This window comes from Sandaracinobacteroides sp. A072, assembly GCF_052616365.1.
Map to the genome: position 1 here is coordinate 415,188 of NZ_JBQXGU010000003.1, position 14,875 is coordinate 430,062.

The 14,875-nt window shown below is 65.7% G+C and carries 15 protein-coding genes and 2 tRNA genes; 8 read left to right on the top strand and 9 right to left on the bottom strand.

What is annotated here, in order from left to right:
• Positions 1–17 precede the first annotated feature (17 nt).
• Entirely contained in the window at positions 18–947 is a 930-nt protein-coding gene (locus tag ACUJ46_RS10940; RefSeq protein WP_445390523.1) for an alpha/beta hydrolase, read from the bottom strand.
• Between the two features lie 163 nt (positions 948–1,110).
• Positions 1,111–3,063: an ATP-dependent zinc metalloprotease FtsH gene (gene ftsH, locus ACUJ46_RS10945; RefSeq protein WP_445390524.1), complete on the bottom strand. Its 1,953-nt coding sequence runs from the start codon at positions 3,061–3,063 to the stop codon at positions 1,111–1,113.
• Positions 3,064–3,227: 164 nt separating this feature from the next.
• Here ftsH and ACUJ46_RS10950 point away from each other — a divergent pair, with 164 nt between their 5' ends.
• A complete protein-coding gene (locus tag ACUJ46_RS10950) occupies positions 3,228–4,196 on the top strand; it encodes a mechanosensitive ion channel family protein (RefSeq protein ID WP_445390525.1) in 969 nt (322 codons plus the stop codon).
• 12 nt (positions 4,197–4,208) lie between these two features.
• Here the strand turns inward: ACUJ46_RS10950 and ACUJ46_RS10955 are convergent, their stop codons facing one another.
• On the bottom strand, positions 4,209–4,895 hold the full coding sequence (locus ACUJ46_RS10955; RefSeq protein ID WP_445390526.1) for a DJ-1/PfpI family protein: 687 nt from the start codon (positions 4,893–4,895) through the stop codon (positions 4,209–4,211).
• On the opposite strand from ACUJ46_RS10955, the gene ACUJ46_RS10960 reads away from it, so the two are divergent.
• Positions 4,883–5,356, top strand: coding sequence for an MmcB family DNA repair protein (locus tag ACUJ46_RS10960; protein ID WP_445390527.1), 474 nt, complete (start codon positions 4,883–4,885; stop codon positions 5,354–5,356). The genes ACUJ46_RS10955 and ACUJ46_RS10960 overlap by 13 nt on opposite strands.
• 19 nt (positions 5,357–5,375) lie before the next feature.
• Here ACUJ46_RS10960 and ACUJ46_RS10965 read toward each other — a convergent pair whose 3' ends face one another.
• A complete protein-coding gene (locus tag ACUJ46_RS10965; protein WP_445390528.1) occupies positions 5,376–5,693 on the bottom strand; it encodes a 2Fe-2S iron-sulfur cluster-binding protein in 318 nt (105 codons plus the stop codon).
• Positions 5,694–5,770: 77 nt separating this feature from the next.
• Here ACUJ46_RS10965 and ACUJ46_RS10970 point away from each other — a divergent pair, with 77 nt between their 5' ends.
• From ACUJ46_RS10970 to ACUJ46_RS10990, 5 genes are all read left to right on the top strand, one after another.
• The gene (locus ACUJ46_RS10970) at positions 5,771–6,469 is read left to right on the top strand and encodes a DNA-3-methyladenine glycosylase family protein (RefSeq protein ID WP_445390529.1); all 699 of its coding nucleotides are present in this window, start codon (positions 5,771–5,773) and stop codon (positions 6,467–6,469) included.
• Positions 6,470–6,477: 8 nt separating this feature from the next.
• On the top strand, positions 6,478–7,341 hold the full coding sequence (locus ACUJ46_RS10975; protein ID WP_445390530.1) for a TrmH family RNA methyltransferase: 864 nt from the start codon (positions 6,478–6,480) through the stop codon (positions 7,339–7,341).
• 82 nt (positions 7,342–7,423) lie between these two features.
• Positions 7,424–8,752: a flavin-containing monooxygenase gene (locus ACUJ46_RS10980; RefSeq protein WP_445390531.1), complete on the top strand. Its 1,329-nt coding sequence runs from the start codon at positions 7,424–7,426 to the stop codon at positions 8,750–8,752.
• 182 nt (positions 8,753–8,934) lie between these two features.
• Positions 8,935–11,031 carry a M3 family metallopeptidase gene (locus tag ACUJ46_RS10985; RefSeq protein WP_445390532.1) on the top strand — a complete coding sequence of 699 codons (2,097 nt, stop codon included), beginning with the start codon at positions 8,935–8,937 and terminating at the stop codon, positions 11,029–11,031.
• Between the two features lie 118 nt (positions 11,032–11,149).
• Positions 11,150–11,407, top strand: coding sequence for a hypothetical protein (locus ACUJ46_RS10990; RefSeq protein WP_445390533.1), 258 nt, complete (start codon positions 11,150–11,152; stop codon positions 11,405–11,407).
• A gap of 87 nt (positions 11,408–11,494) precedes the next feature.
• Here ACUJ46_RS10990 and ACUJ46_RS10995 read toward each other — a convergent pair whose 3' ends face one another.
• Together ACUJ46_RS10995 and ACUJ46_RS11000 are read right to left on the bottom strand one after the other, a co-directional pair.
• Positions 11,495–12,685 carry a pyridoxal phosphate-dependent aminotransferase gene (locus ACUJ46_RS10995; protein WP_445390534.1) on the bottom strand — a complete coding sequence of 397 codons (1,191 nt, stop codon included), beginning with the start codon at positions 12,683–12,685 and terminating at the stop codon, positions 11,495–11,497.
• A complete protein-coding gene (locus tag ACUJ46_RS11000) occupies positions 12,678–13,079 on the bottom strand; it encodes a RidA family protein (protein ID WP_445390535.1) in 402 nt (133 codons plus the stop codon). Before ACUJ46_RS11000 ends, ACUJ46_RS10995 begins: the two co-directional genes overlap by 8 nt.
• 51 nt (positions 13,080–13,130) lie before the next feature.
• Here ACUJ46_RS11000 and ACUJ46_RS11005 point away from each other — a divergent pair, with 51 nt between their 5' ends.
• Positions 13,131–13,571, top strand: a complete 441-nt coding sequence (locus tag ACUJ46_RS11005) for an abscisic acid-deficient protein Aba4 family protein (protein WP_445390536.1) — start codon at positions 13,131–13,133, stop codon at positions 13,569–13,571.
• A gap of 19 nt (positions 13,572–13,590) precedes the next feature.
• Here the strand turns inward: ACUJ46_RS11005 and ACUJ46_RS11010 are convergent, their stop codons facing one another.
• The 3 genes from ACUJ46_RS11010 to ACUJ46_RS11020 form a co-directional block, all read right to left on the bottom strand.
• A complete protein-coding gene (locus ACUJ46_RS11010) occupies positions 13,591–14,457 on the bottom strand; it encodes an enoyl-CoA hydratase (protein WP_445390537.1) in 867 nt (288 codons plus the stop codon).
• Between the two features lie 80 nt (positions 14,458–14,537).
• Positions 14,538–14,611, bottom strand: a tRNA-Gly gene (locus ACUJ46_RS11015).
• Positions 14,612–14,728: 117 nt separating this feature from the next.
• A tRNA-Val gene (locus tag ACUJ46_RS11020) sits at positions 14,729–14,803 on the bottom strand.
• Between the last annotated feature and the right edge of the window lie 72 nt (positions 14,804–14,875).

Genomic DNA, 14,875 nt, shown 5'->3' on the forward strand with positions numbered 1-14,875 from the left:
CTCTTGCTTGGAAATGCTCAGTTCACGGGGGGAAGCGACGCGGCCCAGCGGGCAGCGCGGCGCACGGCATCGGTGGCGACAGGCGCGAAGCCCGGCATCGAGAAGAAGCCATGGATTACGCCCTCGACATGATCATGGGCGGCAAGCGCGCCGGCGGCCTTGAGGCGGCCGGCATAGTCGGCGCCTTCGTCGCGAAGCACGTCATGGCTTGCCGTCACCACATAGGCCGGTGGCAGGCCCGAGAGATCGGCAGCGCGCAGGGGCGCCGAGGCGGCATCGGGGGCGACGCCCTCGCCAAGCCAGTGCGTCCAGAACCACTCCATGGCGTTCCGGCTGAGGCCGAAGCTGTCATTCTCGGCATAGCTGGCGCGGTTGTCATCCGGATAATCGGTTACGGGATAGACAAGAAGCTGGCCGGCGAGCTTCGGCCCTTCCGCACGCGCTTCCAGCGCCGCAAGGGCGGCGAGATTGCCGCCGGCGCTGTCCCCGCCGACGATGAGTCGCGCCGGGTCTCCGCCAAGCGCTGCGGCATGGGTGGCGACCCAGCGCAGGCCGGCCATTGCATCCTGCTGCTGGGCAGGTGCCTTCGCCTCGGGCGCCAATCGGTAATCGATGCTGACAACGAGAAGCGGGCCCTCCTGCGCCAGATAGCGGCAGAGATTGTCATGGGTCTCGATCGAGCCGAGCACCCAGCCGCCGCCATGCAGCCAGACAAGCACGGGCAGCGGCCCCTGCACCCCGGCGGGGCGGTAGACGCGGGCAGGAAGCGGCCCGGCATCGGTTTCGATGGCACGATCCTCGGTCTCGATGCCGGCGGGCGCAAAAGCGCGCAGCATTTCCACCCGCATCAGCATGCCGGCCCGCGCCTCGACCACCGTCAGGCTTTCGAGCGGCGGCTGCCCCTTCGACATCTCCAGTATCTGCGCGATCAGCGGATCAAGTGCCATCGGCCATATCTCCCTCAAGACAGGGCTTAGCCCAAGGCCCGCCGGCTTTCACCCTCTCCCTTTGCCGGGCGCAGCACAAGAAGCCGTGCACAAAGGCAAAGGGCCGGCGCATTCCAATGCGCCGGCCCTCGCCATTTCAGTCTTCCTGCCCCCAGGCATGGCCTCAGGCCTGCGGCGCAGCGTCTCCCAGGCCCGGCGATCCGCGCCGGCGACCGGCCTTGGGCAAGCCGGAAACGCCGCCCGCTCCCAGTGGCGGCAGCTTGTCTGCCGTGTCGGGGCGGTCGATCGACTCGCCGGCGATCACCTTTCGGATTTCCTCGCCAGACAGCGTCTCATATTCGAGCAGCGCCTGGGCCACGGCTTCAAGCTCGTCGCCATGGTCGGTCAGGATCTGGCGGGCCTTGTCATAGCCCTGCATCACGATCCGCTTCACTTCGGAGTCAATGAGTTCGGCGGTCCTTTCGCTGACATTCTGCTGCTTGGTCACCGAATGGCCGAGGAAAACCTCTTCCTGGTTCTCGGTATACTGAAGCGGGCCGAGCTTGTCGGACATGCCCCATTGCGTGACCATAGCCTTGGCGAGGTTCGTCGCCATCTGGATGTCGCCGGAGGCGCCCGATGTCACCTTGTCATGGCCGAAGATCAGTTCTTCCGCGACGCGCCCTCCCATGGCGACCGAGAGGTTCGCGTACATCTTGTCGCGGTGGAAGCTGTAGCTGTCACGCTCCGGCAGGCGCATCACCATGCCCAGCGCGCGGCCGCGCGGGATGATGGTGGCCTTGTGGATCGGGTCTGATGCCGGCTCATGCAGGCTGACGACGGCGTGCCCGGCCTCATGATAGGCGGTGAGCTTCTTCTCGTCCTCGGTCATCACCATGGACTTGCGCTCGACCCCCATCATCACCTTGTCCTTGGCGTCCTCGAACTCGGACATGGAGACAAGCCGCTTGGAACGCCGGGCGGCCAGAAGGGCGGCCTCGTTCACGAGGTTTGCGAGGTCCGCACCCGAAAAGCCCGGGGTTCCGCGCGCAATGACGCGGGCATCGACATCGGGCGCCAGCGGCACCTTGCGCATATGGACCTGAAGGATCCGGATTCGGCCCTCGATGTCGGGACGGCCGACGACGATCTGGCGGTCGAAGCGGCCGGGCCGCAGCAGCGCCGGGTCGAGCACGTCGGGCCGGTTGGTGGCGGCCACGATGATGATGCCCTCATTGGCGTCGAAACCGTCCATCTCGACCAGCAGCTGGTTCAGCGTCTGTTCGCGCTCGTCATTGCCGCCGCCAAGGCCGGCGCCCCGGTGCCGACCGACGGCGTCGATCTCGTCGATGAAGATGATGCAGGGTGCATTCTTCTTCGCCTGCTCGAACATGTCGCGCACGCGGCTGGCGCCGACACCGACGAACATCTCGACGAAATCCGAACCGGAAATGGAGAAGAAGGGGACATTCGCCTCGCCTGCGATGGCGCGGGCCAGAAGCGTCTTGCCGGTGCCTGGCGGGCCGACAAGCAGCGCGCCCTTCGGGATCTTGCCGCCAAGGCGATGGAACTTCGAGGGATCCTTCAGGAAGTCGACGATTTCCTGCAGTTCCTCGCGCGCCTCGTCGATGCCGGCCACGTCATCGAAGGTCACGCGGCCATGCTTTTCCGTCAGCAGCTTCGCGCGGGACTTGCCGAAGCCCATGGCGCCACGGCCCTGTCCATTCTGCATCTGGCGCATGAAGAAGATCCAGATGCCGATCATGATGAGGAACGGCAGCGCCCCGACGATCACCTGCTGCAGCAGGCTCGGCCGCTCTTCCGGCACGGCGTCGAACTTGACATTCTTCGTCCGCAGCCGCTCGATCAGTTGGACATCGCCGGGGTTGTAGGTGCGGAAGGCCTGGTCGTTCGACAGCCGGCCACTGATCTGGCGGCCGGAAATAGCGACTTCCTTGACCTGGCCCTCGTCAACCTTGCGCAGGAAATCGGAATAGGCGACCTCCTCGCCGGTCGCGCGATTGGCGGACGGCCCCTGAAAAAGCTGTACCATCAGCACAAGCGCCAGCAGGATGCCGGCCCACATCAATATGTTGCGGACAAGCGGTGACGGCGGCTTGCGGTTACCATCGGACATGCATGAAACCTTTCTTGGCTCCAATGTAGGGAGCCATGGCTTCATCCGCAATTCGGATGAATCGCTAAGTCACATTGACGCGCCCCATGACCGCAAGTCCGTGGAGCCGGACAAGTGCTGAAAGGGGTTGCCGGCTCCCCCGTGCCGGGCGAGAAACAGAAATCATGCTGGACGACACCCTCTTCACGATCGCGGGTCGGAAGATCACGATCCTGATGCTTGCGGAGCCGCTGGTGATCCTTGCCATCACGATCGGCGTGGCGATCGGAGTCGGCCTTATCTTCACGCGCCTGCGCCGCCGGGCCCAGCCGGACAGGGCGCCGCTTCTCTATGTCGTCGGGCAGGTGCTGCGCTATATCGTCATCTTCGGCGGCCTGTTCGCCACCATTTCGGCTCTGGGTCTCAACCTTTCCTCGCTCTCGATCTTTGCCGGGGCGCTCGGTGTTGGCATCGGACTCGGCCTGCAGGATGTCGTGCGAAACTTCGTCTCGGGTCTGATCCTGCTGTTCGACCGCTCGATCGAGGTGGGAGATTTCATCGAACTGGACAATGGCTCCTCCGGGCTGATCGTCCATGTCGGGCCGCGCGCCACCACCATCACCACCAACGACAATGTGGACATTCTTGTCCCCAATTCGCATCTTCTGTCTTCGGAACTGATCAACTGGACGCGCAACCATGCAACCCGCCGTGTACATATCCCATTCAGCGTCGCCTATGGCACCGACAAGGAAAAGGTCCGCGAGGCAGCACTGGAGGCAGCGCGCTCGGTTCCATTCACGCATGAGGATGATCGCCACCGCACGCAGGTGTGGCTGACCGGCTTCGGTGATTCCGCGCTCGAGTTCGAGCTGGTGGTCTGGCCCACCCTCGATGCGGTCAAGCGGCCCGGCAGCATGTACGCCGCCTACCGCTGGGCGCTGGACGATGCCCTGCGCCGCCACTGCATCGAGATCCCGTTCCCGCAACACGACATCCGCATCCGCAGTCTATTCGGGGAAGAGGGCGAGAAAGCTGTCAGGATCCTGCACCCGAACAAGCCGGACACCGGCCGGCCGCCGGAAGCGCCGGAAAAACCTGCGGTGGCTGAAAGCCCGAACGACGCCGCTGCTGATATTCTGCGCGGCAGCTGAAGATAGCCTGCCTCAGCCTCCCGCCAGCCGCGCGGCGTCGTCGATCGCCCTTACCCTTTCGCCCATCCGCCCGGCCAGCGTCTGCTCGACCTGCGCAAGAATGTCCGGCCGGGCGCTGGCCGGGGTTCCGCCGCCGCCCGTTTCCGGATCATATTCGAGGGTCAGCCTTATGGTGTCCGCCACGTCGCGGCCATGCAGCGCCTCGATCACGCGGAAGGCGAAATCGATGCCCGAGGTGACGCCGCCGGCAGTGATGAAGGGGCCGTCGAATACAACCCGTTCGGGCAGGAATGTGGCGCCGAACTTCGCCAGATGCGCGCCCCACGCCCAGTGGCAGCCCGCCTTCCTGCCGCGCAGCAGCCCGGCAGCCGCCAGGATGAGGGAACCGGTGCAGACGCTGGTGACAAGCCGGGCGCCGGGCGCCTGCGCCACGAGCCAGTCGAGCACCTGCCCGTCTGTCATCAGGGCGGTGCAGCCATAGCCACCGGGCACGCAGATCATGTCATACTGGGGCGAATCGGCGAGCGTGGCCGTGGGCAGCATGGCCAGCCGGCAGTCGCTCATGACAGGCTCGATCCGCTTCCAGACGAAATCGAGGCTGGCGCCGGGCATGCGGCTCAGCACCTGGGCGGGGCCGGTCATGTCGAGCTGGGTGAGATCGGGATAGAGAAGAAAAGCGATTCGAAATGGAGCCGACACGAGACATTCCCCTGACCGCAGCCGATGTGCTGCGCGGTAGCTGCCGCACGCTCTGGTATCAAGGCTGGTCGCCGCTGCCGGAAGTGACACTGGCCAACGGCCGCAGGGCCGACATCATGGCCGTATCCCGGCGCGGAGAAATACTGATCGTGGAAATCAAGGTTTCCGCAGCCGACCTGACGGGAGACCGCAAATGGCGCGATTACCGCGACTGGGCCGACCGTTTCGCCTGGGCCGTGCCGGGCATCCTTGCGCCCCTGATGGAAGAGGATCGTTTCGAGCCGGATGCCTGCGGCCTGCTGCTGGCCGACCGGCACGAGGCGCTGTGGATGCGCGAAGCCCCGGCCCGCCCGCTGGCCCCGGCGCGGCGCAAGGCCGCCACCATCGCCTTTGCGCGGGCGGGGGCCGAAAGGGCCATGCGCGCGGCCGACCCCGGCTTCGAAGGCTTCACCGCCCGCTGAAGGCGGTGATGACCCTGCCTCAATCCTCGGGAGCGATCGCCACCTTCAGGCCATCCAGCGCATCGGAGAACTGGATCTGGCAGGACAGGCGGGAAGTTTCCGTGCGGAAATCCGAGCTGTCGAGCAGGTCGGATTCGTCTTCGCTCGGTCCGCCGACCTTGTCCATCCATTCGGGCGCCACATGGATGTGGCAGGTCGCGCAGGAGCAGGAGCCGCCGCACAGGGCCAGAAGTTCGTCGAAACCGTTGTCGCGAATGACTTCCATGACCGAAAGTCCGGTGTCGCCGCTGACGGCCTTTTCGTTTCCACTGCGGTCGACAACAATAAGAGTTGGCATGGCTGCTCCCGATTATCCCTCCGTGACCTTCACGGCCTGAATGCCTATTAGCGGCCGACAGGCCATGCGCAAGCCTCATGGCCACGGACGCATGGCCGGATGGGAGCGGCCAGGGTAAGGACAATAGCCATGGCCGGAATGGCGACGGACAGGACAGGATGGGGCTGAGCGCCGAACGGATTGCCGAAGGCATGGACTGGCTGTGCACAGTCGACCAGCGCTTCCGGGCCGCCCGAGACCGCCTCGGCCCGCCGGTGCCGCGACTCAGGCAGCGGGGCTATGAAACGCTGCTGCGGGCGATCGTTTCGCAACAGGTCTCGACGGCGGCGGCAGCCAGCATCTGGCGCCGGATGGAGGATAGCCTCGGCCCGCTCGACGATCCGCGCCATCTGCTCGGCTTCGGGCCGGATGTTCTGCGGGCGGCGGGTCTTTCGCGCCAGAAGGCGGACTATTGCCTGACCCTCGCCGCCCATGTGGCCGATGGAAGCCTGCCCCTCGATGCGCTTGCCGAAGATGATGAAGCGGCCATCCGCTGCATCACCGCCGTGCGCGGGCTGGGGCGCTGGACCGCCGAAATCTACCTGCTGTTCGCCGAGGGCCGGCCCGATGTCTTTCCCGCGGGCGACCTTGCCGTACAGGTAGAGGCGGGGCGCCTGTTCCAGGATGGCGCGCGCCCGACCGAGCGGCAATTGCGGGCGCTGGCCGAAGCCTGGAGGCCGCATCGCGGAACGGCAGCGCTTTTTCTGTGGCACAGCTACAATGCGCCTCCGCTATGAGCAGCAGCATGACCACCGCCCCGAATCCTGCCGTCACGCACGTCACGGCCTCGTCCAACACGACGCTGAAGCGCCTGCGGTCGCTGAAGGAAAAGAAATACCGCCGCGCCGAAGGCCTGTTCCTGGCCGAGGGCCTGCGCATCTGCACCGAGGCGCTGGAAGCTGGCTGGGTGCCGCGAATCCTGCTGTTTGCCGAGGGGCGCGCCGCGCACCCGCTGGTGACACGCCTCTCCGAAGCCACGGCCCGCGCCGGCGGGACAGTCATGTCCACCACGCCGGAGTTGCTGTCCGGCGTGACCGGCAAGGACAATCCGCAGGCCGTGGCCGCCGCCTATGCCCCGCGCCTGACGCGGCTGGAGGATCTGGTTCCCGGCCCGCGCACGCTGGTGGCCGAACGCCTGCGCGACCCCGGCAACCTCGGCACGCTGCTGCGCGCCTGCGATGCGGCGGGGGCGGGCGCCTTCATCCTGGTGGACGACTGCGCCGACCCGACATCGCCCGAGGCCGTGCGGGCCTCGATGGGCGCCATCTTCACCATTCCCGTCGTGCTGACGACAGCCGACGGGCTGCTGGCCTGGAAGGCGCGGCACGGGGCGCATCTGGTCGGCGCGGCGCTCGACCCGCGCGCTGCGGATTACCGCGAACTGCCCTATCCGGCGCCGTGCCTGCTGCTGCTGGGCAATGAACAGGCCGGGCTGCCCGAGGGGCTGAAGGCGGCCTGCGACCGGCTCGCCATCATTCCGATGCTGGGAAAGGCCGACAGCCTCAATGTCGCCATGGCCGGCACGCTGATGCTCTACGAGGCGCTGTACGCCCAGGGCGTGCCACGAGGAAAGCTGCACGCCCAGGGCGTGCCAGAAGGAAACCGGTGATCGGGAAAATTCGCAGCAGAAGCGCAAATACTCCAAAAGTCGCAAGGTTGACGCCCGGCGGGCTTGGGGCAGACTGCCCGCCATGACCAAGGTTCTCATCATCGGCGCCGGCTGTTCCGGCTTCACCACCGCCAAGCGTCTGAAAGACGAGGCCATCCCCTTCGACTGCTTCGAGATGTCCGACCGCATCGGCGGCGTCTGGGCCTACAACAATCCGAACGGGCTGTCGGCGGCCTATGCTTCGCTCCACATCGACACATCGAAGTGGCGCCTGCAGTTCGAGGATTTCCCCTGCCCGACGGACTGGCCGGATTTTCCGCACCACAGCCTGCTGAACCAGTATTTCAACGACTATGTCGATCATTTCGGCCTGCGCCCGCTCATCCGCTTCAACAGCGCGGTGGAGCGTATCTGGCAGGAAGGCGCAGACTGGTTCGCCGATGTGAAGGCCAATGGCGAAACCAGCCGCCACGGCCCCTACACCCATGTGGCGGTCTGCAACGGCCACCACTGGTCACCGAACATCCCCGAGATTCCCGGCAGCTTCAACGGCCATGAAATGCACGCGCGGGATTATCGCACCCCGTTCGAGCCGGTGGACCTGCGCGGCAAGACGGTGGTTGTCGTCGGCCTTGGCAACACCGCCGTCGACATCGCCTCGGAACTGGGCCAGCGCGCACTTGGCACGCGCCTGATCGTCTCGGCGCGGCGCGGGGTGTGGGTGCTGCCGAAATATCTGAACGGCAAGCCGATGGACAAGACGCCGCTACCGGCCTGGGTGCCCCTGTGGCTGAAGCGCCGGCTGGGCGCATCGGCCGTTCGCCGGGCGGTTGGCAACATGGAGGATTACGGCCTTCCCACGCCCGATCATCAGCCGCTGGAAGCCCACCCGACCGTCAGTTCGGAATTCCTCCTGCGCTGCGGCAATGGCGACATCGAGGTGAAGCCGATCGTCACGCAGAAGGATGGCGATCATCTCGTCTTCGCCGACGGCAGCCGCGAAAAGGTGGACGCGCTGATCTACGCAACCGGCTACAAGCTGAACTTCCCCTTCATTTCCGAACAGGACGCGCCCGTCCGCGACAATCACCTGCCGCTCTTCAAGCGCATGGTGCAGGCGGACCCGCGCCTGCACGGCCTGTGGTTCATGGGCCTCGCCCAGCCGCTGCCAACGCTGGTCAACTTCGCCGAGCAGCAAAGCAAGCTGTTCGCGGCCTGTCTGTCCGGGCGCTATGCCCTGCCCGCCCCGGCCGAGATGCAGAAGATCATCCTGGCCGACGAGGCGATGCACAAGGGCCATTATTACGCCTCGGCGCGGCACACCATCCAGGTGGATTTCGACGCCTATTGCCACGACCTGAAGGAAGAAATCGCGCGCGGCGCAAAGCGCGCCCTGCCCCGCGCAGCCTGATCCGCTGTGATGCAAGACGCCCGGATGGCCGCAGCCTGGCGGCCATCCGGCGCAAGCATCTGGACTTCCGCCCCGCTTATGGATCAACTGTTACCAGTGACCATTTGCGGAGACAGACATTGCGACCATTTGAAACGGCAAGCGCGCTTGCGCTTGGCGCCGCCTTGTTCATGGCTGGACCGATGACCCTGATGACCCCTGCCCTTGCTGCCGAAGCAGCCGCTGCCAAGGCGCCGGCTGCGGCCGAACCGCTTTCGGCCAACCCGCTGATCGGCGAGTGGATGACGCCCGACGGCGTGCCGCCCTATGACCGCATCCGCCCCGAACATTACATGCCCGCCTTCGAGGAAGCGATGCGGCTGGCCCGGCACGACATGAACATGATCGGCGCGCAGCGCTCCGCCCCAACCTTCGCCAACACGCTTGAGCGGATGGAAAAGGCGGGCGAACTGCTCAACCGCACCAGCGCCGTCTTCTTCAACGTCGCCTCCAGCCATGCGACAGACGAAATCCAGAAGATCGAGGGCGAAATCACGCCGAAGCTCGCCCGCTTCCAGAGCGAGACCTACCTCGACAAGGCGCTCTTCAACCGGATCGACACGCTCTACCGCAAGCGCGAGACACTGAAACTCGAGCCGGAGCAGCTGCGCCTGCTGGAAGTGACGCACCGCAATTTCGTGCGCGCGGGTGCCGCCCTTCCCGAGGAAGGCCGCAAGCGCCTGGCCGCCATCGACGAGGAAATGGCAAGCCTGAACGTCACCTTCGGGCAGAAGGTGCTGGCCGATCAGAAAGCCGGCGACGTACTGCTGACGGCTGCGGAAATGGCCGGAATGCCCGAAGGCTTCCGTGCCGCCGCCGCAACCAGGGCCGAGGCCGCCGGGAAGAAGGGCGGCTATCTTGTCGCTGCCACGCGCTCCGAGTTCGAGCCCTTCATGACGCTCGCCACCGATCGCGCCGCGCGCGAGAAGGTCTTCCGCGCCTTCGATAACCGGGGCGACAATGGCAATGCCAACGACACCAATGCCACCATCCGCAAAATGGTGGAACTGCGGCTCGAGCGGGCGAAGCTGCTGGGCTACAAGAGCCACGCCGACTTCCAGCTGGTGACATCGATGGCGGAAACGCCGGAAGCAGCCAGCACCCTTCTGAAGCAGGTTTACGAAGCCGGCCTCAGGCGCGCCGCGCAAGAGGAAGCCGATCTCCTGAAGCTTGCCGCAGCCGACGGGATCACGAAGCTCGAACCCTGGGACTGGCGCTATTATTCCGAGAAGCTGAGGATCGAGCGCTACAATCTCGATGAAACGAAGCTGAAGCCCTATCTGCCGCTCGAAGGCATGCTGAACGCGCTGAAGGAAACCAACGAGCGCCTGTTCGGCCTGAAGATGGTGGAGCGCAAGGACATCCCGACCTGGCACCCGGAGGTGCGCACCTTCGACGTGTTCGAGGCTGACGGAAAGCGCATCGGCCTCTTCTATGCCGACTGGTTCGCCCGCCCCACCAAGCAGCCCGGCGCCTGGATGAACGAGATCCGCGGACAGGATGGGCTGCGCGGCCTCAGCCCGCAGGTCGTGAACAACTGCAACTACACCCCGCCGGCAGCCGGTGAACCGGCGCTTCTGTCCTTCGACGATGCGGAAACGCTGTTCCACGAATTCGGCCACGCGCTTCACGGCCTGCTGTCGAACACCCGCTACCCGTCAATGGCGGGCACGAACGTCTATCGTGACTTCGTGGAGTTTCCGAGCCAGGTCTATGAACATTGGGTGGCCGAACGCGACATCCTGTCGGCCCATGCGCGCAACGCGGCCGGCGAACCCATGCCGGGCGATCTGCTCGATGCCCTGATGAAGGCGCGCAACTTCAATCAGGGCTATCTGACCGTGCAGCAGCTCGCCTCCGCCCTGGTGGACATGGACCTGCACCGGCTGGAAAGCATTCCGGACGATTTCGACGCAAAGGCCTTCGAAAAGGCGACGCTCGAGAAATATGGCGTGCCCTCGGCCATCGGCATGCGCCACCGGCTGGCGCATTTCGGCCATCTGTTCTCGGGCGGCTATTCAGCCGGCTATTACGCCTATACCTGGGCCGAGGTGCTCGAGGCCGATGCCTTCGACAAGTGGAAGGAAGCCGGCGATGTGTGGAGCCGGGAGGTGGCAAAAAGCTACCGCGACAACATCCTCGCCGTGGGCAACAGCCGCCCGCCGCAGGAAAGCTATGTCGCCTTCCGTGGCCGCATGCCCACCCCCGAGGCCCTGCTTCGCAATCGCGGCCTGAACTGATAGGCTTTCCCGGCGTCCGGATTATCAATGCGAATTTTTCCGGACGCCGGGAACATCGAGTCCCGAAAGGCGTTTGCCAGCCGTGTGGCTGTGCCACGCCGCAACAGGAGGAATAACCATGAAGTTTGCAGCCCCGATTCTCGTTGCCGGTGCGGCCCTGCTGGCAGCCTGCAACCAGAGCCCGGCCGATAAACAGGCGGAAGCCGTTGAGGAACAGGCCGAGGTCAAGGCCGAAGTCATTGAAGAAAATGCAGAAATGAAGGCCGATGCCCTCGAGGAGCAGGCTGACGCCGTGCGTGACGCCGCCAAGGCCATGTCGGAATCGGTGGAAGAGCGGGGCGAGGATGTCGCCGACGCGATCACCGAGAAGAACTGACGCCGACCTGATTCAACGCGGGCGCAGGCCCGTTGACGCAGCCACGGAAGACCTTCCAAGGTCTTCCGTGGCTGTATTCATATTCGATCAGCCAGCATGCCTGCCCAGCGGCGCCGTCAGGCCGGCGGATGCGGCCGCCATCAACGCAATGCGATCGAAGGCGCGATCCAGCATTGCGGCATCGCCCGTAAGGCTTACGCGCACATGGCCCTGCCCGCTTGGCCCGAAGCCGCTGCCTGGCACCACCGCAACCCCGGCCTCGTCCAGCATGCGGCGCGCGACAATCCTGTCATCCGGGTGAATGCCCCGGATGTCCAGCATCACGAACATGCCGCCGACGGGCATGCGGGCGGAAAGGCCCGGGATCGCATTCGCCCGCTCCACCACCTGGGCTGCACGCCGGGCAAATCCGGAGCGGTAGGTGGCAAACGCGCTTTCCGGCAGGCTGAGCGCCGCGACGGCGGCATCCTGCACGAACTGGCTGACCCCGAAGAGCGCGGCGGCCTGCCAGTCGGCCAGCGCCCGCACCAGGGCGGGGGGCGCCAGCACCCAGCCGATGCGATAGCCTGTCATGGCGTGGCTTTTGGACAGGCTGTTCAGCACCACCGTGCGCCCGGCCGGGCCATTGGCCCACGCACCGACATGGGCGCCATCGAAGCGGAAGCGGGCATAGACTTCATCCACCACCAGCCACAGATCATGTGCCGTGCAGAGCCCGGACAGCCGGGCGAAATCTGCCTGTGTGAGCGCTGCACCGCTGGGATTGCAGGGGCTGTTGAGGAATATAGCGCGCGTGGCCGGGGTTATCGCTGCCGCAATCGCCTCGACATCGATGGACAGGTCCGGGCGGGACGGAACCACATGCGGCCGCGCGCCGCTGGATGCGACAACGCCCGGATAGGTCGCATAATAGGGGGCGGACAGGATCACCTCGTCGCCTTCGCCGGCGATCATCGCCATCACCGAAAGCGCCGCATGCTGCGCGCCCGGCACGATCACCACATCATCGGGCGCACAGCCTTCCGCACGCGCGACAGCAGCCCGCAGGGCCGGTTCGCCCAGAAGCGGGGTGTAGTGTGTCCGCCCGCCGTGAAGCGCCTTGCAGGTCGCTTCCACGATGGCCGGGTGCGGCGGGCAGACAGGGTCGCCCAGCGTCATCAACAGTATGTCCTCGCCAGCGGCAACCCGGCGCAGCGCCTCGTCGGCGATGGCCCATGCGCTTGCCTGGCCGGCTGCCGCAAGGCGCGCGGCCGCGGGCGAAAGCGCCGGCTCAGCCATGCCCGCCCACAATGGCCTCCGCTTCCAGCTCCACGCGCCATTCCGGCCGCAGCAGCACGGCGCCTGCAATCATGGTGGAGGCGGGCCGGATGTCCCCGAAGATGCGGCCATGCGCCCGGCCCGCGCCGTCGGCGTCGGCAGGGTCCACAAGGAAAACGCGGGTCCGCACCACGTCGGCGGCAGTGCCGCCCAGCTGCCCGATCGCCGCCAGAATGACCTCGAGGCAGCGCGCGGTCTGCGCCTCGGCATCGCCGGGCGTCGAGCTGCCGTCCGGCTCGACAGGCGCGGTGCCGGAAACGAGGATTCGGTCGCCCACGCGGACAGCGCGGGAAAAGCCGATGCTTGCCTCGAACGGGGAACCGGAGGAGGCGCGGGTGCGGGTGGTGCTGTTCATGCTGTCGCTGTAGCGTGGCGCGCAGCAGCGGAAAAGCGGGAAGGCTGGCGCATGGAACGGGCGGATCTGGTTTTTGCAATCGCCAACTGGCTGGCGCTTGGCGGCTGGCTGGCACTTGCCCTTGCCCCGCTGAAACGCAACGCACTGGTGCTGGCCGCGCGCATTGCGGCAGCCTCGGTCGCGGCCATCTATGTGCTGCTATTGGCGCGCGGCCTCGCCATGGGCGGCGGGCTTCCGGAAGGCGCGGGTTTCGATACGCTGGACGGCGTGATCGCCCTTCTTTCCCGCAGGGAAGCCATGCTGGGCGCGTGGATACACTTCCTGGCCTTCGACCTTTTCGTTGGAAGCTGGATGGCAGCCGATGCGCCGAAGGCCGGCGTGCCGCACTGGCTGCTGCTGCCTCTCCTTGGCCTGACCCTGATGGCCGGGCCGGCGGGGCTTGTGCTCTATCTGCTTCTTGCCGCCGCCTTCAGGCGGCGCGGCAGGGATTGATAGCGAAGCGGAGGGCATCTCAACCGGATTTGGCCTTTCCGGCCATCAGCCGCGCGCCATCCGAATTGGGGTCGATCGACATGCCGTATTTCTGCATGTTGTGGGAATGGCACAGATGGTGCAGCGCGAACTGGGCGTTCATCACGGTGGTGCGCCCCGCTGCATCCTGTGCGTTGTTCACCGCTTCCTTCGCGGCCTTCAGGGCGAACAGCGGCTTGCGGGCGATGCGCCGCGCCAGATCGAGGGTGAAGCCTTCCAGATCCTCGCGCTTCACCACATGGTTCACCATGCCGAGGCGATGGGCTTCGCGCGCGTCCCACATGTCTGCCGTGAACAGGAACTCCTTGGCCTTGCGTGGCCCCAGCTCCCATGGGTGGGCGAAGAATTCGACTCCGGGGATGCCCATGTCCACGGCATTGTCCATGAAGCGCGCGTCTTCCGAACAGACGATGATGTCGCACGGCCAGACCAGCATCAGGCCGCCCGCGACACACAGGCCATGGACTTCGGCGATGGTCGGCTTGGAGAAATTGCGCCAACGCTCCGAGAAGCCCTGGTAGATTTCCTTCTCGCGCTGGAAGGGGCCTTCCTGCCCGTCGCTGCCAAAGCCGCACCAGGTGCCCACCGGCTCGAAGCGGGAGGGATCAGCCTCTTCCGGGCTTTCGCGCAGGTCATGCCCGGCCGAAAAATGCCGACCCGCGCCAGCGAGAATCACAACCTTCACAGCATTGTCACGCGCGGCGCGATCGAAGGCGCTGTTCAGTTCATGCAAAAGCAGCGTGTTCTGCGCATTGGCCTTTTCGGGCCTGTTGAGGCAGATGCGGACGACATGATCGGCCGGCTTGCCGTAGAGAATGGTTTCGAACCCCTCTGCCATGTCACCCATACCGCCTTCTCCCCGCTGCTGGACGGGGCAAGCAGGGGCATGGGAAAGCTGGGGATGTCAACTCGCCGGAACCGGCGGGCTGGAGCGGGTAGCGGGAATCGAACCCGCGCGATCAGCTTGGGAAGCTGACAGGCTACCATTACATCATACCCGCCTGAGCGTTGGGCTGTTACCACCGCCAGCCGAAACCGATCAAGCAGTTTCAGGCGCTTTCCAGGCCATGCCGGGGCCGGTCAGGGCCGGCGCTTGTGCCTTATGGAAGGGGAAAAGATGGTGGGCGCGGCAAGGATTGAACTTGCGACCCCTGCGATGTCAACACAGTGCTCTACCACTGAGCTACGCGCCCACTCTGGAGGGCCGGCCTTAGCCAGCATGCGCGCAAAGGGCAAGGGGAAAGTGCAGGAAAAAAGCGATGCCG

What these genes read in the sequence shown, in the direction of transcription:
- ACUJ46_RS10940 (WP_445390523.1), bottom strand. Translation starts at nt 947, where the DNA reads ATGGCACTTGATCCGCTGATCGCGCAGATACTGGAGATGTCGAAGGGG.
- ftsH (WP_445390524.1), bottom strand. Translation starts at nt 3,063, where the DNA reads ATGTCCGATGGTAACCGCAAGCCGCCGTCACCGCTTGTCCGCAACATA.
- ACUJ46_RS10950 (WP_445390525.1), top strand. Translation starts at nt 3,228, where the DNA reads ATGCTGGACGACACCCTCTTCACGATCGCGGGTCGGAAGATCACGATC.
- ACUJ46_RS10960 (WP_445390527.1), top strand. Translation starts at nt 4,883, where the DNA reads ATGGAGCCGACACGAGACATTCCCCTGACCGCAGCCGATGTGCTGCGC.
- ACUJ46_RS10965 (WP_445390528.1), bottom strand. Translation starts at nt 5,693, where the DNA reads ATGCCAACTCTTATTGTTGTCGACCGCAGTGGAAACGAAAAGGCCGTC.
- ACUJ46_RS10970 (WP_445390529.1), top strand. Translation starts at nt 5,771, where the DNA reads ATGGCCACGGACGCATGGCCGGATGGGAGCGGCCAGGGTAAGGACAAT.
- ACUJ46_RS10975 (WP_445390530.1), top strand. Translation starts at nt 6,478, where the DNA reads ATGACCACCGCCCCGAATCCTGCCGTCACGCACGTCACGGCCTCGTCC.
- ACUJ46_RS10980 (WP_445390531.1), top strand. Translation starts at nt 7,424, where the DNA reads ATGACCAAGGTTCTCATCATCGGCGCCGGCTGTTCCGGCTTCACCACC.
- ACUJ46_RS10985 (WP_445390532.1), top strand. Translation starts at nt 8,935, where the DNA reads ATGACCCTGATGACCCCTGCCCTTGCTGCCGAAGCAGCCGCTGCCAAG.
- ACUJ46_RS10990 (WP_445390533.1), top strand. Translation starts at nt 11,150, where the DNA reads ATGAAGTTTGCAGCCCCGATTCTCGTTGCCGGTGCGGCCCTGCTGGCA.
- ACUJ46_RS10995 (WP_445390534.1), bottom strand. Translation starts at nt 12,685, where the DNA reads ATGGCTGAGCCGGCGCTTTCGCCCGCGGCCGCGCGCCTTGCGGCAGCC.
- ACUJ46_RS11000 (WP_445390535.1), bottom strand. Translation starts at nt 13,079, where the DNA reads ATGAACAGCACCACCCGCACCCGCGCCTCCTCCGGTTCCCCGTTCGAG.
- ACUJ46_RS11005 (WP_445390536.1), top strand. Translation starts at nt 13,131, where the DNA reads ATGGAACGGGCGGATCTGGTTTTTGCAATCGCCAACTGGCTGGCGCTT.
- ACUJ46_RS11010 (WP_445390537.1), bottom strand. Translation starts at nt 14,457, where the DNA reads ATGGGTGACATGGCAGAGGGGTTCGAAACCATTCTCTACGGCAAGCCG.